Source organism: Variovorax sp. 679, from assembly GCF_003952185.1.
Taxonomy (GTDB): domain Bacteria; phylum Pseudomonadota; class Gammaproteobacteria; order Burkholderiales; family Burkholderiaceae_C; genus Variovorax.
In genome coordinates, this window is the sequence record NZ_RXFS01000018.1 from 15,566 (window position 1) to 34,795 (window position 19,230).

A 19,230-nucleotide genomic window follows, 5' to 3' on the forward strand; every position below is an offset into this window, starting at 1 on the left:
GATCGCCCGCATTGATGAAGGCCCAAGGTACCTCGACTATCTTCACTATTCGGGCATCTTGAATCCCACGGAAAGCGCAGCACGCGCTGCGACATGAAGGGTCAATCTACAGGCGCTGGTGCAACGCGATATCGATCAGCAGCGCATGGGCAACTTGCTCGCAGCAGATGCGACGCACGAAACAGCTCCAGCGAAACCTCGATCCGAGCGAAATTGTGGCGTGCTTAGCCGCGCGATAGAGCGCAACAAAAGGTGAGGTGGCAGGGTCTGGACCTGCGCCATCCAAGGTTCCTCAGCGGATTCGCATCTAATGACAGTAGATCTGGGTCCATTCGCATTTATCGACGTTGCTTACACCCACATCGGGCATCCGCATCGCTGACTGACGGCCGTCTCCAGACGGCGTCAATCAACTGGATCACAACGCCTTGAACCGCGAACCTGACTCTGGCACGCAGCCAATCGTTACTTCCTGTTCTAAGCTTGGAACCTCATCGCGCGCTCTCCGATGCCATGTGGCTCGACCGAATGACCGGCGAGGGGCCTAGTTGCAGTTCAGTGCCAGCGTTTTATTGGCGTTGATCTTGTAGTCACAGCGTGCTGTCTTCGCGGGTAGCGCGACGTCCGAGGTCTGGCCGTCGGCATATTTGCAGCGCACCGTGACGGTGCGGCCGGCTTCGTAGATGTAGCCGAGGCTCCAATGCCCGGAGGACTTGCCGGTCTCATCCGGGACCAGGGTCGCCATCTCCTCAGGTTTTCCGTCGAACACGTCAACGAAACGCAACGGTTGGCCGGCGCGTACCGGGCAAACCTCGGCCGACACTGCGGGCACGGCCGAACATGCCACCAGCGAAGTCAGCAACAGTGCGCCGAGGCCCCTAGTCGACAACATAGAAATTGTCTCCATTATTCGAATTGCCGGGCGCTCCCCAGCGTAGCAGTCGAGGACCCACAGCCTTCGGGCTCGGTGGCGTCACATATTGGTCGTAGACGTTGATGCCGGCTGGACTTTGACCGACATAGATGGCGGCATGGCCCTGATAGTGACCTCCGCTGTTGAAGGTCGCGATGACGGTGCCGGGCTGAATGTCCTTGTTGTCCTTGACGGCAGCACCCTTGCGCCAGTTCGTGGTTGCTGGAAGCGCCGGGCAGACCTTCTTCACATAGGAAACACATTGGCCGCAGAGATTGATCCCGGTGGTCTCGCTGGCGCTGGGGACTGTGCCGGATGGTGCAAGGCTTGAGGTCGGGGCACAGGTCCATTTGCCGACCGGCGCACCGGCGTTGTTTTGGTAGTTGCTGGATACGTAAGCCAAGAAAAGACTCCCATGATTGAAGTACCGAGGCGCAATTTAACCGAGGTCATGACGTTCTCTACACGCGACTTCGACAAATGCAAGCTAGCTGGGATTTGCTGTCAGTAAAAGAGCTGCACACCGTGTCGGTCTTGCGATCTCGTGAGGCTGCATGTGAAACCTGCTCACTGTCGATGAGCTGCAAGCAACGTCGAGGAATGCAACTGTCCACTCCCGGCGTGTACGGTAACCCCTTGCGATTCACGAACAGCATTGCTCGGGAAGCGAGGAAGCGGGTCGGCATTCCAAGGGCCTTCGCAAGACGATCTAAAGGTCAGATTTGCGCCACCTTAGTCCCGCGGCGACAACAGGAATTGCCTTCACATCATCTTCTAAACGCATCGCAACGCTCATGTCCCAGTCCCGTCGCATAAAAGTTCTCCATGCTCGGGTTTGAGAGGATGCAGATCCAAATGGCACTTTTCCCGTCGACATACATGCCATCCAGAATGGTCACGAAGGTGAGAGATTTGTCCTTCGGTATCAGCGTCCTCAGGGGATTCTTCTCGATGAACTCTCCAGCATTGCCGACTCGATAGATCTCAGCACCATCCATCTGCGTTGCGAAATGTTTTGAAAGCGCCGGCGGCAGTTTGTGCGAATCGAATTTGTCGTAGGGACTCAGCTCGAGCTTCCCCTTGAATGAAGGGTATTTCAAGTACGACCGGCCGAGACTCGCCTTCATGCCCACAGCCTTGCCATTGTCGGAGCGGGCAATCGCCTTGAGGTCTATCGGCCTGTTCAGGGTCTCAAGGTAAAAGCCCGAAGTAGAGGAGGCCGAAGCAACAGGGAGGATGCAGAAACAAAGAAGAGCAAGCGCTGCGAGACGGCCCGAACCCGGGGAAAAGAAATTTGATCTTCCAATCATGGGGTCACTTTCTCACCTTTGTGCCGTGGTGTGTGGTGATCATCGTGTAGCCGTTGGTGGTATCGCCGGAAAACATACGGGCATCCATGTCCCGGCGGTTCTGGACCCCTCCCATCCAGTTCTTGTTTGCCGTATTGAAATGGGTCTTGAGATAGTCCGGCACAAGGGAATAGCGTCCGCGATTGAGGAGCTCTGACAGGTTTTGCTTGTTCGTATTGGCGGGATTCTGGTTCCCGTTCTCATCGAACAGCGAGGATGCCGATGACGTCAAGGCGCCTGGTCCGCCATTGAAACCAAGATCAAGGATCGCATCGACTTCATACGGGTAAAGCGGAACAAAGACATTGTTTCCGATCTTCTTGCCGCCGTTCTTCTCGATGTCTTCGTCCTGCAAGGCATTCATCTGAGCATCGTCGAGAGGTTGCTTCCAGGCGCCTTGCGTGAATCGGTTGCTCTTGATCTCGGCATCCGTGATCTTGTGGCCGATCCCGATGGTGTCATTGCCGCCTTCGGGCGACGGATACTGGGTTGCGACCCGCCCCTCCGCGGTCTCCAGAATTCCCTTGTACGTCGAGGATGCTTTCCAAGGCTTCCATTTTCTTTGGGTCTTCACGTCGTAGGTGACTTTTTCCGCGACCGGCTTGACCTTGCCGACGCCCTGGCACAACGGCGCCTCGTCCGTGGTATCGGGTGCGGCCGCACGGGTTTCCGGATAGCCATCGGCCGTCTCGCGATGCCCCATGTACAGGTAGACGGTTTCATCCGCATCGTCAGTGAAGTACCGCGAGGTAAAGCCTGCGGTCTCTTCCGACTTCTCGGTTTCCGCGATGGTTCCGAAGATCGTTTCACCCGAATTCTTCAGATGCACCGTGTAGTACATCCCGATGCACAGGCGGTCGTCCACATCCTTCACTCTGAATGCGACGCTGTATGCCTTGGTGGAGTCGCACGCGGCACACACCTTGGGAGGCGCCGCGGGAGCGGCCGCGGCCTTGGCGGCCTTCGCATTGCGGCCGCCTCCGCCTTTCTTCTTCGCGGCGGCGGCGGCCTTCTTCTTTTTCGACATGAGTATCCTGGCGCTGTTGGATGTTGGTTGTTGCGGATCTCGTCGCGAACCTGCATGGCTTTCAAGTCTGCGTGTCTGCGAGTTCGCTCATGAGGTTGTAGATCTTGTCGTCCGGTGTGCCTTGGTCGGGGTCGGAAACGATGTAGTCCAGCACTTCCGGATCCTCGGCAATGCTTCCCCGGCTGTTGAGCAGCATGTAGGCCCAGAACTGCTGGGCGCGCATGGTCGTCAGGCCGAGCGCACGTCCATTCCTTTCGCAGTCGAGAACGAACTTCCCGAGTTGATGGTCATTCATGGCGGCGCAGGCATCGCCCGCCACCTGCCGCAGGTATGACCTGATCTGCACGCGCTGCACATCGGCCATGTTCTCTTTCAGTTCCTGAATCTGTTCCGGCGCGATGCGCAGCTGGCCTCGGGGGACGATGTTGCGGTCTGCAGGTCGGGAAACCGACCGAAGGCCGCCACGGCCGGATGCATGGAACAGGATGTGCTCGCAAGGCCCGAGAATCCGGCTGAGCTGCGGCGTGTCCAGGAGCGGAAGCAGCGAAGCGAGGACTTGCGGATCGCAGTGGCGAAAGAGAACGCTCTCGTACATCAGGCTCTCCCGCCCGGGACTCTCCTGTTCCTCGGGCGGCTCATGGCCTGGGACGGCTTCCTCGGCCGGAATCTGCACCAGGTTCAGGGTTCGCAGGTGTCGGTGCAAGGCGCTCTCGCCGAGTGCGCATGTCCAGATGACGAGAGAGCCGCACGCCGGATCCGAGGCTTCTAGGAGCCGGATCAACTCGGTCTTCCCGGCAATCGATGCCAGCCAGCCGGAGGCGGCCTCGACTTCCTTGTCCGCGTGCTCGAGGAACAGGGACTGGTGATCGATTTCGAGGGTCTTGAGCAGGCCGGGGAGATCTCGGTACCGAGCGCCATCGATCACGGCAAACAGGGGGGTGCGCAGCTGCATCGCGGCATCGACGAGACCCCACGCTGCCGCGGACAGCGCTGGAGGATCGTCGATCTCGCTTTCCACATTCCTAGGCATGGGGTTCCTGCTTCACAAAGGGAACATTGTTGGCGGCCATCTTTCGCAGGCACTGGGCTGGAGGAGGTTTGGATCCTGGAACCAGGACGGGGGTATAGAGCACCGGCCCGGGACCGATCGTGAGCTGGGCTCCGCCGCCCTTGACGATGGTTGTCTGCGGCGCCGTGATGACGACGATGCCGCTCTTGTTCATCTCAAGGCGTGCTTCGCCGACCTGAACCCGAAACGCGTCTTGCGCGTTAATCTCGACGACTTTTCCGGCTGTGATCCCGAATGTCTCGCCGACATCGACCTGCTTGGACTTTCCCACCTGTTCGGTCTGCGAGAGCGCGACGGAGGTGTTCATCGCAGCACCGACGGTGACCTGGTAGCCGAGGCCGACCGTCAGCGCTTTCGCAAGGCCGATGGTTTCGGTCTTGCCCAGTGCCACGTTTTCCGCCTTGACTCCTCCGATACTGACTGTGCGATTTCTGCGGATACGGATGCTTTCGTCATGACCGACTGTCTCGCTGCGGTTGTTGCCTACCTGCACGACCTCATCGTGATCGATGGTCTTGCTGCGATCGTTTCCGACCCAATGGGTTTCGTCGTTCTCAACCTCGATGTCCTGGTCTCGCTCGGCATGCAGCCACACCTGCTCCTGCCCCTTCTTGTCCTCGAAGCGCAGGGCATTGGCATTGGTGTCGTTGCCACCTTCCGAACTGCGCGTGAGCAGACCGCTTTGCGTCGCGTTGGCAGGAAGGCTCCAGGGCGGCATGTTGTCCGCGTTGTAGACGCGGCCCGTCACGATGGGCCGGTCGGGGTCGCCGTTCTCGAAGTCGACGATCACCTCCTGGCCGATGCGCGGAATCTGGATGCCACCGAAGTTGGTGCCGGCCCAAGGCGAGGACACACGCACCCAGCACGAACTGTTCTCGTCCTTCGTGCAGTAGCGGTTCCAGTGGAAGCTCAGCTTCACCCGGCCGTACTCGTCGGTCCAGATCTCTCGCCCGGCCGGACCCGTGACGGTGGCGGTCTGCGGGCCCGTGGTGCGTGGCCTGGGCGCCGGTGGCATCGGTGCGCGAAAGACCTTGCTCGACGGAATCACGTCGAAGTCGACGCGGCACTCGAACTCCTGCTGCGCACTCGCATCGCCGATATCCTGCAACCGCAGATGCGCATCGGTGACAAGGTACTCGCGATTGGATTCGTCTTGCGGATGCCGATCCAGCGTGATCAGGCAGCCCGGCACCACCGCGCGCAGGTTGCCCGAGCCGCTGGCGCGCTCGCCTTGGCCGCCGGTTTCCTCCATGCGCGTGCGCACCAATTGCTCGCCTTCGGACTCGACCACGTAGTCGCCCGGCCAGCCATAGCGTTCCCAACTGTTCTGAGCGGTTTTGCGCGGCATGGCGCTGATCTGCTGCAGCTTGGCCCTGGGGCGTTTGAAATCGAAGTCGTCCGTCACCCAACGGCCGCTTTGCAGCTCCTCGCAGGCGTTGAAGCGGTCGCAGTGCTCCGCGCGCACGGTGTCGTCAGCACCATAGAAGGGAATCTTCTGGTAGCCCGCATCCGCGTACGGCTGATGCGAAGACATGTCGTCGACGATCACCAGCTTGTGGCTGTCTTCGGCGTGCTCGAAGTAATAGTACAGGCCCCATTCGTACATCAGGCGCGCGACGAAGTCGAAGTCGCTCTCGCCGTATTGCACCTGGAACTCGCGCACCGGATAGCTGCGGGTGGCCTTCACTTCATGGGCGAAGTCGTAGCCGGACAGGACCTCGCTGAGGATGTCGAGCACGGTCTTGTGCTGGAAGATGCGGTAGTCGCTCGTGCGCGTTGCCAAGGTGAGCCAGGGCTCGATCACCGCTTCGTAGAGCGCACGGCGGTTTTCCAGGCGCAGGAAGCGCACGCGCGTCACGAGGCCGGAGATGTGACGCTTGCCGTCACCGGATCCGGGGCGCCCGTCGAGCACGATGTGCACCGTGAGCGTCTCGCCCACGAGCTGCTTGATGTTCACGTTGGCGGCCTGCCGCTCGTTGTAGCCAGCCTGCTCGGGCGTGGCGAATGTGAGCGTGTAGCGAAACAGCTTGCTAAGGCCTTCATCGCCTTCAATGGCGATGGGCTCCAGTGCAGGTTGCCCGCCCAGCGTGGGCATGGCGGCACAGGAGGCGGTCAGCACACGGATGGTCCGCGCTGCGCCTGTCGGCATGGCACTCTCCCTGGAATTCGGATCAACACAAGAAAGTCGAGACAACGAACCGGCTTTTGCGGCTCGACGAAACGGAAGCGACTCGCTCCCGTTTCATGCACAAGGAAAGATTAGCTTTCCTTGTTTTCCTTGATGTTCCAGGCCAGAACCGTCTCGGCGCCCTTGCCACCCTTGTCGGTCTGTTCCCAGTACTGCTGCTTCACCTTCGCAGCCTGGAAGGCGTACTGCACGAACACCGCATCCGAACCCTGCTCGGCCGTGTACTGCACCGAGGTGACCAGCACTTCTTCGAGCGTGACTCGCGTGTATTCGATCTGCGAACCGCCAGCCTTGCATACCGACACTTCCACCTTGCTCAGGTGCTTGCCGCTTGCGCAGTTCTTCAGCACGGACGGCGCAGCCTTGTCGATGCGCGCCAGGACCTGCAGGTCGTTGAAGCTGGCCTTGCCGACGCCACCGCCTCCCCCGCTGACCATGTTGCCGGGCTGCGTTGCGCCCCACGCAAACGACTTGATGTCCGTCCACTCTTTGTGGTTCGAGTCCTTCGACTCACCGTTCGCGCCTTCGACGCGCATGAACATATCTACTGCCATGATGATTGACTCACTGTGTGTCCGAAAAAAGAAAGAATGCGGCGATGGCCGCAACATCGGAGTGAGTAGGTCTGACCAACAAACCTCGATTCTGAGATCGAATATTTATCGTTTCCTCCCTACTTTCTTGTAATTGGAAGAACTCTAAAGGCCGGGAGGAAAAGCGGAAAGTGAGCAAACTTACTAACCATCGGTCAACCTCTCTTGGTAATAACCCTCTTGTTTTAGGAGTGAGAGGCAGGTCCGGGCGAATCCGCTCGTGGAGCGTTGGCACGACTCTTTGTTGACGCAATGGATCTGCGCACTCTGTGCCACATGTCCCTGCTCTTCGCCCCCCACGAACCGCGTGTACACGGTATTGGTTCCGGCTGCTCCAGCCCCTGAGTTTTACAAGCGAGCACAACCGGACCTGTCGAATGCGTTAGGACGAACCCTCGTTTGCGCGCTGCGATAGCCTTGATACCCAAAAAATTGGCGCGCCAGGCAGACCAGATTGCGAGCCATGATCGCGGCAGCTATCGGGTTCTGGAACGCCAGTCACGCATGCTCTCGGCGATACCGACAAACCACTCCGGTGCATTGTCAAAATCCTTCAGAAGGTGGTTGTAACGCAAGGCACGCGCATTCCAGGCACGTCGAAAGGTCCCTTCCACATCCGACATCACCCACGCTCCGAGCTGAAGGAGATGAAAACGCTCCAGCGTTGGCCTGACTTCGAAGAGCAGACGCCCCGGCGTCAGGCCAGGGTCATCCACACCCAGCTCGGCCAACAGGTGATCGTGCAGATTCACGTTCGGGTAGGTGCTGCTCAACAGCTTCAGCGTCTGTCGCAGAACCGCAAACTCCGACCAGTCCAGGCCTGGAAGTTCAAGACCTTGCTGTAGGTCGAACAACTCCTGCCGGGACACCAGCCACTCCATGCCCTCGCGACTATAGCCATCGCCCAACACTGGAGGTGCCTCGTCATAACGCGCACCGCAGGCATGGCAACTTCGCATCGGTACTTCGCCGGACGCTTCATCCAGCCCGAAGTCCATCCGGAAGTAGGCCACGGCCTCACCGCACCAGTGACAGCGGTCAGCCGCACCAGCCAGCTGGAAGTCAGCTCATCGGGAAAGGGCTTGTAGCGGACCGGCCAGAGCGATGGCGTCAGTCCGCGCATGGCTTCAGATCGACGGCTGCACGCCTGGTTGAACGCTGCGCCTGCGCTTGGACGGCGGAGTCCAGACCAGGTCGTTGATCAGCGCTTCAGTGATCTGCTCGTCCCCGGTATCGATCGCCTTGACGGCCGCGTTGCGCACGAGCGAGCAGATGTCCCCCAGGGAGTCCTCGGCGCGCTCTTGAATCAGTCGAAGCATGGCTACCGACTTCAGATCGGAAGGCTTTTTCAGCGGGATCCGCTTCTCCATGGTCGCCAGCAACGTGCCCACCTCCTTGGCACTTTTCCATCGAGGCATGTACATCGTCTCGAACCGACTGCCCAGTTGTTCGTCGATCGTCAGTGCGTTCAACGCGTCGTAGGTGCCCGCGGTCACCATGCGCACCTTTGTGTCGTGCGCCAGATTCTTCAGCGCGTTGCGGAACTGCCGCTGTTGCAACTGGTGCCCTTGCAGGGAATTGTTGATCTCGTCGATCAGCAAAACCTTGACGTCGACCTTGCGAAACATGAGCTTGATTTGGGAGTATTTTGCTGGCTCCGGCGCATTCGGCTTGTATGGGACCAGCAATGCATCCAGGATGTTCGTATAGAGCGCGTTGATGTCGGGTTCCGGGGGGCACGTGATCACGACCACGTCGACGATGGAGGTCGGAGCTTCCGGAGAGACGACCGGACTGTGGAGGGACACGAAGCGCTCGAGCACCGTCGACTTCCCACTGTGCGAATCCCCCACAAGCAGAAGGTTTGGCGGGCGCGTGGAAGGCGGGTGAGTGAGCAGGAACTCCATGAATTCCAGCGCCTTCACCGAGGGTGCCAGAGCCATCCACGATCCCATCAAGATCGCATTCCTTCGCTCGACCGCAGACGCATCGATGAGCGTGAGCGCCTCCTTGCCGAGGTGAGGGTACAACGGGTTCGGTGGCGACGGGCTCGGCGTTGACGAGTTCGGCTTCTTGGGCATGCAGTACCTATTCCTCTTCGATCGGGAAGATCTCGTCAGGGTTGTATCCCGCAATCGCGTCCGGCGGCGAAGTAGGCGCCATCTGCGAGGAGCGCGGCAGTTCGACAGACCTGCGTTCACGCGCCTTCTCATGCTCGGCACGCCGTTGCATGTTTTGACGGGCCTTCTTGGTCGTCTCCGCGCTCTCCTGCTCGCGCCTACGCTGCTCCAACACGATGGCCATCACGGCGCGTGTGTCTTCAAGCCTCCCGCCACCATCCTCCTGGATACGCTGTGCAGCGTCATACTCCCATTGGCTGATCCCAGGCGGCAGGCTCGGATCCGCATAGGGAATCCGCACGTACTGCTTCTGGATCGGGTCCCGGAAATAGAGCACGCTGACGTCGCGAGGATCCCGGCCGAAGCGGTGATAGACGCTCGTCTTGGTCTTCGGATCCTTGATATTCACGTACGGCCTCAGGCAGTCGTGGAAATAGACAATGCGATCGATCACCACGCCTTCAGGATGAATGACCCGCTCTTGGAATGGAAGCAGATCGATCCGCAGCTTTTCCGCATCCTGAATTAGGGCCGGTCGTCCTCGCCCTGGTTTGGTCCTCGTGCCCAGGATGCCTTCCTTCCACTTTTGCGCCGGTGGCATGCCCAATGTCGAGTGCTTCTCCAGGTGGTATTTCTCGATGGTCAGATACAGCCATGACTCCAGTTCCGTGAGGGTCATGGTCGCCGTCTTCTCCGAGTCGTATTCACCTCTTTCCTTGGGGTTCGAGAACGTGGCCCCCGGGAGCGCCTTGATCTTGGTGGCTAGCGTACCCATGAAACGCTCGATGATGGCGCCGTACTTGGGATTCTTGACCGGACGGAAATGCGCGTCGATATGGTGCTCCTTGCACCCGAACTCGATCAGCTTGCCTCGGAACTCCTTGGCGTTGTCCATGTGCACGACATCCATGACGCCGTAGTACGGCCAGTCGACCTGGTTCGTCAGACCTAGTTCCTCAAGGCGCTGGCGCTTGGTCAGGATGGCGTTCGTGATGCACAGCCCCGCGGACAAGCTCGACGGCGGATCGAGGGACACATAGAACCCCAGGATGACACGGCTGTAGCAATCGATGAGAACCGTGATCCACGCGCGCCGGATCGCTTTTCGATACTTGTCATCGACAGCGATGATGTCCAGCAGCGTGTGGTCCATCTGCGCGATGGCAAGTGGATAGTCAGCATCCGGCAACTTGTTGCCTCTGCCTGGCGTCTTGTTCGCTTCGAACTTCCTCGCCTCGGCCTCGCCCTTGCGCTTCTTGGCTCGCTTCTTCTCTTCGATTTCGTCGATGCGCGAGCGAATCGTGTTGGGCGCCGGCGGCTTGATGCCTGCGATCGCGCAGTCTGCCTCGATTTTTTCGACCAAGGCCTTCTTGCCGATCCTCTGCCCGGTGAGATAGTGGTTCTTGATGCCGTCCTGGATCACGTGCTCCAGTTCTTCAGAAAGGCGATTCTTTCCTCGCCCGCCGCTCGGCCGGTAAGGAAGCAGGCTCGAGAGCAACTGCGTCTCGTACAGATCGCGCATCAACCGATAGAGGGTCGCCTGCGAAATCTCAAGCTCGGCACAGGCTTGCTCCCGAGCCTCCTTCGAGACCGTCTTCATGACCAGCAGCGGCGTCAGGATCTTGCGGCGATGCTCGGCAATCTCCCAGTCATGCGAGCCCACGTCGTCAAGGCTGACCTGCTCGGCCACCTTGATCTTCTTTCCTCGCCTGAAAACCTCACGAAAACCGAGCTCGTCCAGATCCAGCGTCGCCAGCTCTTCCGTCCCCACTTCTTTCGCCATCACCTTCATCAGGCCGACGAACCGCAGGATGACGAACTCCTTGTCGTCCTCGGTCTTGACGACCATGCCCTCACGCGGCTTTAGCAGGGGAGCGGCTCTATGGCGAGGATCGGTCATGGCTCGGCGCCCGGAACGATCCACGCATCGAGTTCCATGGGAGCGTCCAAATCCAGCAGGATCCTGCGGTGCGCGACACAGCTCCAGAAGTGATGGAGCATTTCTCCGTCCTCGTCTGGATGCGCGTCCAGCAATTCCCCGACGGTGGAGCTTTCTCCTTGCTCGGCCAGCCAGGCAAGGAGCCGACGCGACGCCGCGGCATCCGGTGGATACCTCAGGTAGCCGCGCAGCCATTTAATGTTCTTGAGCCGCTGCTGCGGGAAGTCTTCCTGGCTTTTCGTGATGAAGATCCAACCACGCTCTGCGCAGTACGCTTCGGCAGCCTTGAACTTGGGCGCGTACTTCTCCTTGTTGACCTCCAGGTCCTCTCGGGTCTTGACCTCGGTCAGCTCTGAAGGACGTCCCAGCTCCTTGCGATAGTGGACGAGCACATCGGGCACGTACCCGTTGCGCACACCTTTCACCGGAATTCGCACCGGCTGGACCTCGACACTCAGGATGTCATCGTCAGGGCCCAGCAGGAGAACATAGTCCTTCTCCTGCAGCGACTCGAACTCCTGAAGCTCCTCCGAATGGCGCGTGTGCATGCGCCCCGTCACCACCAGGTAGTTCCTGGGGATCCTTCGTACCGGCATATCTTCTCCCCCGAGAGATGCTCAATATTCTCATATTCTTTTGACGGCGTGAGTTCACGACTCAAGCATCTGGTCGGAACCAAATCTTTCGTGTTAGAAACAAGAACAACGCACTTGACCAGCAGAGCATGTGCCCATTCTTGGAACTCCGGCGCTGAGAGCCATCCTCGCCTCGGAAGACTTAGGGTCCCTGCTCATTCGCCGGAATCACAATGATTGATATCGACCGCTTCTCATTTGATGTCGAGTGTCCCGAATGCCGCTTTGCCACGAAAATCTTTTATCGGGATGCACGACTTAGGGACGTCCTGATTTGCCGTGGCTGCAAGGCGAACATTCAACTGAACGACCATATGAATGAGTGCCGAAAGGTGCGAAGTCAGGTGTCATCTGCTATCGCAGACCTGGAACGTACCGTTGAGAGCTTAGGCAAGACCTTCCGACTCAACTTCTGACTATGGATTCCCACTACCTCCAGCAACAACGGTTCCAACTTCAGAAGCGGGTCCGTCGCCTGAACTCTTGCAACCCCAAGATCTTTCACAGCTCGCTCATCCAGTTCTGGAACTACCTTCAAGCGCAGCCCCTACTCGCTGGGATTCTTGCGCGGCGAAAGGCAGAGGCTCCCGACCATGCTGATGACCTCGCAGCCCTGCAAAACGGGCAAATCCCGATATTCGCTCACGAAAGCGAAGCATCGGCCTTTGTGTTCCGCGTGATCGAACACTGCATTGAGCAACCTCTAGGAGGGGGACTTGGGCCGGAGATCATGATTGGGCGCGGGTTTGTGCGCACCGGGAAGACCGACGAGATGCTGGATGGGTTTCGCGAGCATTTTCTAGAACCGTTTTATGAAAACCTGGATGAATCGCTCGATCAGCAAGCCGCTGTCCTGTCGTTGCTGATCAAATACAAACGCAAAGTGGAGTGGTTCGAGCGAGACATCGCCCATTCACTCGCAGCGGACGGCGAACGAGCACTGGCCAGACACCTCTACGCCTATCTTTTTGATCAAGGTCTGGACTTTCACATCGAGCCGCAGTCAGCCTCCGGCGAAGCAGACCTCGTGTCTCCCGACTTGGTTCTGGACGCGAAGATCTTCGATGGTGATGCCTCTTCGCGTGGTACTCGGTACATCAAACATGGCGTGAATCAACTGATGACCTACACGCGAGATTTCAACCAACTGGTGGGTTATCTCGTGATCTACCGGACCTGTCCCGAAGACTTGCAGTTTCCCTTTGCCGGTAGCGACGTACTGGTCCCGTTCGTCAGCTTCGGAGGCAAGACCCTCTACCTGTTGATCGTGGACATATGCAGTCATGAACGTCCCGCCTCAAAACGCGGTGCACTACGAGCGCACGTGATGGACACACCCGACCTGATTGCAGTTCTAACCGAGGCGACCGTCGAGCAAGCTGATTCCCCAAGGGAGAGCGATGCCCAACCGAGCAACGTATGAGTGTCGCCGCCACCACAAGTAGTCCTGTCACCCAGCAATTTTCGGAGTTCCAGTGATGCAAGAGGCCGCAAACCACCGCAAACGTCACATTTATCTGGAATCTCGACCACAATCGCAAAAATCTCGAAGACACCCAATTTTTCTCATTCACTTCTGAATTTTTCTCATTGACTTCTGAAAATTTCAGATGACGGATGCCGATTTTTCTCACCAACTTCTGGATGCGGTCAGGCGCGCCGGCGCTCGATTGAACAGCGACACAGCGACGACGACACCCGCTGCGGACGACGCACCGCAGCAGGGCAAGCCCCTGCACATCCTCCTGGCGATGTGCTACCTGCTGCATCGCACGGGTGCCGAGATGTTCACCCGTGACCTGGCGATGTGGCTGCGCCGCCGCGGGCACGCCGTCACCATCTTCGCGACGGCCTTCGGCGACATGGCGAACGAACTGCGCTTCGCCTCCATCGCCTGCGTCACCGACCTGGCGGACATGGCGGCGCGGCCGGACATCATCGTCGGCAACACACACCACGAGACGGTTCGCGCCCTGCTGCATTTCCACGATGTGCCGGTCATCACGATCTGCCACGACCGCAGCGACGATCACGGGCGCCCCGCGCAGTTCGCGCAGGTCGTGCGCCATGTGGCGGTCGACGAGAACTGCGCGCAACGGCTGGTGCACGAATTCGGCATCGAACGCGAGCGCATCGAGCTGATCCAGAACGGCGTCGACCTGTCGCGCTTTACCCAGCGCGGCGAACTGCCGCAGCGGCCTCGCACCGCACTCCTCTTCAGCAACTACGCCTCGCACAACGCGCAGCTCGAGGAAATCCGTGCCGCCTGCGTGCAGCGCGGACTGTCGCTGGACGTGATCGGCAGCGGCACCGGCAACCACCTGCCCGATCCGGCCGAGGCGCTCGGCCGCTACGACATCGTCTTCGGCAAGGGCCGCTGCGCCACCGAGGCGCTGTGCACCGGCAACGCGGTGGTTGTGCTCGATCCGGTCTGGGGCATGGGCGAGATGGTGACGGCCGCGACCGTGGCCCATACGCGGCGCTGGAATTTCGGCCGGGCGTTGCTGATCCGGCAGATCACGCGGGAGAGCGTGGGCGCCGAGCTCGACCGCTACGATGCCGAAGATGCAGCCCGGGCCGGCGAATGGATGCGCACGCATGGCAGCCTCGACGCCACGCTGGGTGCGCTCGAAAGCTGCGTGCAGCGCACGGTCCGGCAGCATCCGGTGCTCGAGGTTCCAGCGAACCAGCGGGCGGACGAGATGTCCCGCTACATGCAGGACTGGATCCGGCGCGGCAATCCTTCGGCGGCACAGCTGACCATTGCATCGCTGCACCAGCACGTCGCGGGGCTCCAGCAATCCTTCAACGACCACCAGCACATGTACCAGGCCCGCATCGAAGCGCTGCAGGCCGAGGCACAGCGGCAGGCGGAGCATGCGGCACAGTCGAATGCCCACTGCAGCGCACGGCTGACCGAAGCCGAGCAACAGGCCCGGCGGGCTCAGGCCGAACTCGCCCTGCTCCAGGCGCAACTGCGCGAGGTCTACGCCAGCCGTTCGTGGCGCGTGACCAAACCGCTGCGCCGCATCTCGACCCTCGTCCGTCCGGGCGGGCCGCAAGCATGAAGCCGCTGGTGATCGCAGCCCATTCGGGCCACGAACTGCTGCTGTGGAAGTGGCTGCGCAACGAGCGGCCGGACTTCGTGGTGCTGACCAACGGCGCCGGGTCTACCGGCGTACCGCGGCTCGAGCCGACGGTCGACAACCTCGCGCGCGCTGGCGCGCGCTGGATTCCGGAAGTGGTGCAGCCGGTTGCCGATGCCGACATCTACCGCGCGCTGCTCGAAGGCGATTCGCGCCTTTTCACGCAGTGGGTGAGCACATTGACCGCGCACGTCGTCGAGCAGGGAATCGACTGCATCGTCGCCGACGAAGCGGAAGACTACAACCCGTCGCACGACATGTGCCGCCTGATGGCCAATCAGGTCGCCGCGCACGCGGCGGCACGCGGCCACGAGGTCGTCTCGCTCGGATACCCCACCGTGGGCCATCCCAGCCCGCCGGCGCGGCTGGCGTCCGAGCGCCATGTCATGGTCGAGCTCGACGCGAACGAGCTGCAGGCCAAGCTGGACGACATGCACGGCTATGCGCGCCATTTCGGCGGCCAGCTCGAACAAGAGCTGGCGGGCTTCATCGCCGAATTCGGTACCCAGGCCTACGGCCGCGAATGCCTCTTCGCCGCGCAGCCCACGCGCTACGAGCTGGCGCAGCCGCCCGCGAGCAAACCGGCATTCGAGATCTTCGGCGAAGAACGCGTCGCCGCCGGCGTCTACAAGCACGTGATCCGCGGCTCGCACCTGCAGGCCGTGGCAGACCGGCTGCGCGAGGCCATGCGCTGAGCCGGCACAGCCATCGACGCCTCGATGTCATTCACGGCACTCGCCATCGACGACGACAGTACGGCCACCATCGCTGCGCCCGCAGCTTCGCCCCTGCCCGACGCTCCGCTGGCCCATGCGGTCGTGGGCCTCGGCCGCTTCGGCTGCGTCCATGCCCGCAAGCTCCTCGCCCTGAACGGCTTCCATCTGCGTGCCCTGGTCGACTGCTCGCCGTCGGCCCGCGCTGCCGGCGAGCTTGGGGCGCTGCCGCTGCTTGGCAGCCTGGACGACATTCCGTCGGGCATCGCGTCGGCCACCATCGCCACCAGCGACGATGCGCACGCGGAGGTCGCAATGGCATTGATGCGGCGTGGCTGCCACGTGCTGGTCGAGAAGCCGCTTTGCACCGACCGGAATGACGGTGCCCTGATGATCCGCACCGCGCGCCAATGCGGTGTCACCCTGAGCACCGGGCACATCGAACGCTTCAACCCCGCGTTCGACGACGAAGCGTTCCTGGAGCGGGTGAGGAATGCGGCCGCGAACCATCGCGAGGGTTCGCGTCCGTTCATGCGGTTCCGCCGCCATTCGACCCGAATCGCCACGGCCAGGGACAGCGTGCTCGACCTGATGGTGCACGACCTCGACCTCTTCGCCTGGCTGTGCGCGATTCCCGCCGAAGCACCGCTGGATCTGCTCGCACTGCACATCGATGCGCACGGCGTGCGCGCCCGCGTGCGGCTGGATGCGCTGGTCGCCGAATTCGAGAGCGGCTACGGCAGCCTGCCGGCGGCCCGATTGCAGCTGTGCGACGGCCACCGGGAGCAATGGCTGGATCTGCGCGGCGGAACGCAATCGACGATGGCAGCCGGCACCGACGATGCGCTGGCACGGCAGTACCAGGGCTTCAGGCGCGCCATCCTCGGCCAGCCCAGCCGCATTGCGTCGGGCGCAGACGGCCTGGCCGCCGTCACCCGCGCCTGCCAGATACTGCACGCATGAAGATCCCGCTGTTCCGGCCGGCGGCTTCCGCCGAACCGATGGCGGCTCGCCTGGCCCAGTCTTTCGCCGACGTACTGCGCAGCGGCACGTACATCCTCGGTCCGCAGGTCCAGGCACTGGAGGTGCGGCTGTCGGCATTGCTGCAGGGCCGCGAGACAGTGGCCGTGGGATCGGGCTCCGAAGCGCTGCTGCTGGCCTTCAAGAGCCTCGGCATCGGAAGCGCGGGCGGCGGCGACGCGCTGGACGAAGTCCTGGTGCCGGCCTACACCTTCGTCGCGTGCGCCGAAGCGGTGCTCGCCGCCGGCGCACGTCCGGTCTTCGTCGACAGCGCGCCGGACGACTTCCTGCCGGCGCTCGCGGATTTCCGCAACGCCCGCACGCCCCGCACCCGCGCGATCCTCGCGGTCGGCTTGTTCGGCGATGCGAGCGGCCTGCCTGAGCTGGTCGCCTGGTGCCGCGACGAAAAACTGCTGCTGGTCGAGGACGTGGCGCAGTGCCTCGGTGCCCAGGCCGGCGATGACGCTGCAGCGGGCCATGCCGGCACCTGGGGCGACGCTGCCGCGATGAGCTTCTATCCGACCAAGACCCTCGGTGCCGCCGGTGACGCGGGCGCCCTGGCCTTCAGGAATCCGCTCCACGCCGGCAAGGCCCGGCTGCTGCGCAACCACGGCTACCGCGACGGCCGACATCACTGCCTCGGGCACAACAGCCGCATGGACGAACTGCAGGCCTGCCTGCTTCACGCCGCGCTGGACGACTTCCCGGTGCACCTCGCGCGGCGGCGCGCCATTGCCGCGAGCTACCTGGCAGCATGGTCGGACTTGCCGATGCGTCTGCCGCGGGACTCGGCCGGCCACGCATGGAACTACTTCGTCGTCCAGTTGCCCGACACGCGCGAGCGCGAAGACTTCGCAGCCAAGCTGGCCGCATCGGGCATCGCCACCCGCATCTACTACGAGCAGCCGCTGCACCTGCACGAGGCACTGCGGCCCTGGCACGGCGACCGTGGCGCCTTGCCGAACAGCGAAAGGCTGGCCGGCTGTTCGCTTTCATTGCCGCTCTACCCGATGCTCAGCGACGAGGAAATCGGGTACATCATCGACGCCGTACGGCAAGCCGCCCGCGCCCCGGGCAATCAGCATCCGACGACATGCCAGCCACCGTCCTGACCACGCTGTCGACCCGCCCCGTCCCGGGCCTGGTCGAGAACCACGCGGCCTATGCACGCCGGCATGGCTATGCGCACCACGTCGTCGACAGCACCCACGTATGGGGCCCGCGCCAGCCGGTCTTCTTCCGGTACCACGCGATCTACCACCACCTGGCACGGATCGGGGAAGGCAGCCTGCTGCTGGTGCTCGACCAGTTCGCGGTCGTCTACGAACCCCGTGCGCTGGAAGAGACTTTCGATGGCATCGACGCGCTCGTCAGCGCGCAGCCCGACGACGACACGCTCTGCAACACCAGCATGCTCGTGCTGCGCAACACGGCCGAGGTGCGCGAGAAGGTGCGCCAGTTGGTCGACCATGTCTCCCACTGGGCAGTACGCATCCTGGAAGACGACGAGCAGCCTGAGAACGCGCTGGTGGCGCATGTCTTTCCGCCCCGCCCCTGCAGCCTGGCGCTGCCCAGCGGCGTCTACCCCAACGTGCAGGCCAGCTGGCTCGGCGGCGGCTATCACGACTCCATCCGCAACGTGCGGCCGCTGGTGGCCAGCGACGCGCCCACCTGGCGCCGCGCGGGCCCCGGCAACCGGTGGACGCCGACGCTGGACTACGACTTCCGCGGCGTGCAGAACCTGGTCGACGAGGCCGCCGCGCTGGCCGCCGGCGAACGCCCGCCCTGCCTCGCGCTCGCCGAAGCCGCGCAGCCGGATGGCGACGAGCTGCACCTGAACCCTGGCGCGCGCATCGCCTTCGTGAGCATCTACACGCACCACATCGCGAGCTACGGCCGCATCCACGAAGAGAGCTTCGCGCGCTATTGCCTGCGCCACGGCTATGGCTACCACCTCTACCGCAAGGTGCCGGAGTTCGCGAACGGGCTGACTGGATCGTGGGCCAAGCCGCACGTGATGCGGCGCCACCTCGCGGAGCACGAGTTCCTGCTGTGGGTCGACGCGGACATCGTCGCGATGAACCACTCGCTGCGCATGGAACCTCTGGTCGAGGGACGCGATGCCCTGGTGGGCAACGACCACACCGCGTGGAACATGAATTCCAGCGTAGTCGGCGTGCGCAACACGCCCGCGATGCGTGCACTGGTCGAGGACGTCTGCCAGCAGATCGAGAATGCGCCCGACCGCTCGTCGATCCACGCCAACGGCGGCGACCAGACCTACTTCGCGAACGCGTTCAGGGCGCGCGGCCTCATCACGCAGGCGCAGGTGGTCGATGCGCTGTCGCTCGATGCTCCCGTGATCTACGCGACCAGCGAGAGCCACTTCGTGCATTTCCCCACGCAATACACGCCGCAGCGTGCCGCATCGATGCACGCATGGAACCAGCGCAGCCTCGCGCGCGACGCCGACGGCTAGGGAGTCCGACGCGGCCTATTCACAAGACACCGCGGAACC

The 19,230-nt window shown here is 61.9% G+C and carries 17 protein-coding genes; 6 read left to right on the forward strand and 11 right to left on the reverse strand.

Annotated elements, in window-relative coordinates; all coding sequences use genetic code 11:
* Nucleotides 1-544: 544 nt before the first annotated feature.
* The 11 genes from EJO71_RS31595 to EJO71_RS31645 form a co-directional block, all read right to left on the reverse strand.
* A complete protein-coding gene (locus tag EJO71_RS31595; RefSeq protein ID WP_240651582.1) occupies nt 545-862 on the reverse strand; it encodes an STY0301 family protein in 318 nt (105 codons plus the stop codon).
* A 16-nt stretch (nt 863-878) separates the two neighbouring features.
* The gene (locus tag EJO71_RS31600) at nt 879-1,316 is read right to left on the reverse strand and encodes a BPSL0067 family protein (RefSeq protein ID WP_125952598.1); all 438 of its coding nucleotides are present in this window, start codon (nt 1,314-1,316) and stop codon (nt 879-881) included.
* A gap of 364 nt (nt 1,317-1,680) precedes the next feature.
* A complete protein-coding gene (locus EJO71_RS31605) occupies nt 1,681-2,223 on the reverse strand; it encodes a hypothetical protein (protein WP_125952599.1) in 543 nt (180 codons plus the stop codon).
* A gap of 4 nt (nt 2,224-2,227) precedes the next feature.
* Nucleotides 2,228-3,289: a hypothetical protein gene (locus tag EJO71_RS31610; protein ID WP_125952600.1), complete on the reverse strand. Its 1,062-nt coding sequence runs from the start codon at nt 3,287-3,289 to the stop codon at nt 2,228-2,230.
* 61 nt (nt 3,290-3,350) lie between these two features.
* A complete protein-coding gene (locus EJO71_RS31615; RefSeq protein WP_125952601.1) occupies nt 3,351-4,319 on the reverse strand; it encodes a DUF4123 domain-containing protein in 969 nt (322 codons plus the stop codon).
* A complete protein-coding gene (gene tssI / locus EJO71_RS31620) occupies nt 4,312-6,453 on the reverse strand; it encodes a type VI secretion system tip protein TssI/VgrG (protein ID WP_240651583.1) in 2,142 nt (713 codons plus the stop codon). The genes EJO71_RS31615 and tssI overlap by 8 nt, the downstream gene beginning before the upstream one ends.
* A gap of 164 nt (nt 6,454-6,617) precedes the next feature.
* Nucleotides 6,618-7,100 (reverse strand): type VI secretion system tube protein Hcp, encoded by a 483-nt coding sequence (locus EJO71_RS31625; protein ID WP_125952602.1) that lies wholly within the window; start codon nt 7,098-7,100, stop codon nt 6,618-6,620.
* Between the two features lie 515 nt (nt 7,101-7,615).
* Entirely contained in the window at nt 7,616-8,152 is a 537-nt protein-coding gene (locus tag EJO71_RS31630; protein ID WP_125952603.1) for a hypothetical protein, read from the reverse strand.
* Between the two features lie 114 nt (nt 8,153-8,266).
* The gene (locus tag EJO71_RS31635) at nt 8,267-9,220 is read right to left on the reverse strand and encodes a TniB family NTP-binding protein (RefSeq protein ID WP_164546954.1); all 954 of its coding nucleotides are present in this window, start codon (nt 9,218-9,220) and stop codon (nt 8,267-8,269) included.
* A 7-nt stretch (nt 9,221-9,227) separates the two neighbouring features.
* The gene (locus tag EJO71_RS31640) at nt 9,228-11,108 is read right to left on the reverse strand and encodes a DDE-type integrase/transposase/recombinase (protein ID WP_164546955.1); all 1,881 of its coding nucleotides are present in this window, start codon (nt 11,106-11,108) and stop codon (nt 9,228-9,230) included.
* 47 nt (nt 11,109-11,155) lie between these two features.
* Nucleotides 11,156-11,761 carry a TnsA endonuclease N-terminal domain-containing protein gene (locus EJO71_RS31645; RefSeq protein WP_164546956.1) on the reverse strand — a complete coding sequence of 202 codons (606 nt, stop codon included), beginning with the start codon at nt 11,759-11,761 and terminating at the stop codon, nt 11,156-11,158.
* A gap of 490 nt (nt 11,762-12,251) precedes the next feature.
* Between EJO71_RS31645 and EJO71_RS31650 the strand changes: the two genes are divergently transcribed.
* The 6 genes from EJO71_RS31650 (at nt 12,252) to EJO71_RS31675 (ending at nt 19,191) form a co-directional block, all read left to right on the forward strand.
* Nucleotides 12,252-13,256 (forward strand): hypothetical protein, encoded by a 1,005-nt coding sequence (locus tag EJO71_RS31650; RefSeq protein WP_125952607.1) that lies wholly within the window; start codon nt 12,252-12,254, stop codon nt 13,254-13,256.
* Nucleotides 13,257-13,503: 247 nt separating this feature from the next.
* A complete protein-coding gene (locus EJO71_RS31655; RefSeq protein ID WP_240651584.1) occupies nt 13,504-14,901 on the forward strand; it encodes a glycosyltransferase in 1,398 nt (465 codons plus the stop codon).
* An 8-nt stretch (nt 14,902-14,909) separates the two neighbouring features.
* Complete coding sequence (locus tag EJO71_RS31660) at nt 14,910-15,674, forward strand: hypothetical protein (protein ID WP_240651585.1); 765 nt, start codon at nt 14,910-14,912, stop codon at nt 15,672-15,674.
* 24 nt (nt 15,675-15,698) lie between these two features.
* Nucleotides 15,699-16,655, forward strand: coding sequence for a Gfo/Idh/MocA family oxidoreductase (locus EJO71_RS31665; RefSeq protein ID WP_125952610.1), 957 nt, complete (start codon nt 15,699-15,701; stop codon nt 16,653-16,655).
* Nucleotides 16,652-17,824, forward strand: a complete 1,173-nt coding sequence (locus EJO71_RS31670) for a DegT/DnrJ/EryC1/StrS family aminotransferase (protein WP_125952611.1) — start codon at nt 16,652-16,654, stop codon at nt 17,822-17,824. Before EJO71_RS31665 ends, EJO71_RS31670 begins: the two co-directional genes overlap by 4 nt.
* A complete protein-coding gene (locus EJO71_RS31675; RefSeq protein ID WP_125952612.1) occupies nt 17,806-19,191 on the forward strand; it encodes a hypothetical protein in 1,386 nt (461 codons plus the stop codon). The genes EJO71_RS31670 and EJO71_RS31675 overlap by 19 nt, the downstream gene beginning before the upstream one ends.
* Nucleotides 19,192-19,230: the final 39 nt, after the last annotated feature.

Coding starts and splice junctions, on each gene's coding strand:
- EJO71_RS31610 (WP_125952600.1), bottom strand. CDS start 3,289: ATGTCGAAAAAGAAGAAGGCCGCCGCCGCCGCGAAGAAGAAAGGCGGA.
- EJO71_RS31625 (WP_125952602.1), bottom strand. CDS start 7,100: ATGGCAGTAGATATGTTCATGCGCGTCGAAGGCGCGAACGGTGAGTCG.
- EJO71_RS31665 (WP_125952610.1), top strand. CDS start 15,699: ATGTCATTCACGGCACTCGCCATCGACGACGACAGTACGGCCACCATC.
- EJO71_RS31640 (WP_164546955.1), bottom strand. CDS start 11,108: ATGGTCGTCAAGACCGAGGACGACAAGGAGTTCGTCATCCTGCGGTTC.
- EJO71_RS31670 (WP_125952611.1), top strand. CDS start 16,652: ATGAAGATCCCGCTGTTCCGGCCGGCGGCTTCCGCCGAACCGATGGCG.
- EJO71_RS31615 (WP_125952601.1), bottom strand. CDS start 4,319: ATGCCTAGGAATGTGGAAAGCGAGATCGACGATCCTCCAGCGCTGTCC.
- EJO71_RS31675 (WP_125952612.1), top strand. CDS start 17,806: ATGCCAGCCACCGTCCTGACCACGCTGTCGACCCGCCCCGTCCCGGGC.
- EJO71_RS31650 (WP_125952607.1), top strand. CDS start 12,252: ATGGATTCCCACTACCTCCAGCAACAACGGTTCCAACTTCAGAAGCGG.
- EJO71_RS31605 (WP_125952599.1), bottom strand. CDS start 2,223: ATGATTGGAAGATCAAATTTCTTTTCCCCGGGTTCGGGCCGTCTCGCA.
- EJO71_RS31635 (WP_164546954.1), bottom strand. CDS start 9,220: ATGCCCAAGAAGCCGAACTCGTCAACGCCGAGCCCGTCGCCACCGAAC.
- tssI (WP_240651583.1), bottom strand. CDS start 6,453: ATGCCCACGCTGGGCGGGCAACCTGCACTGGAGCCCATCGCCATTGAA.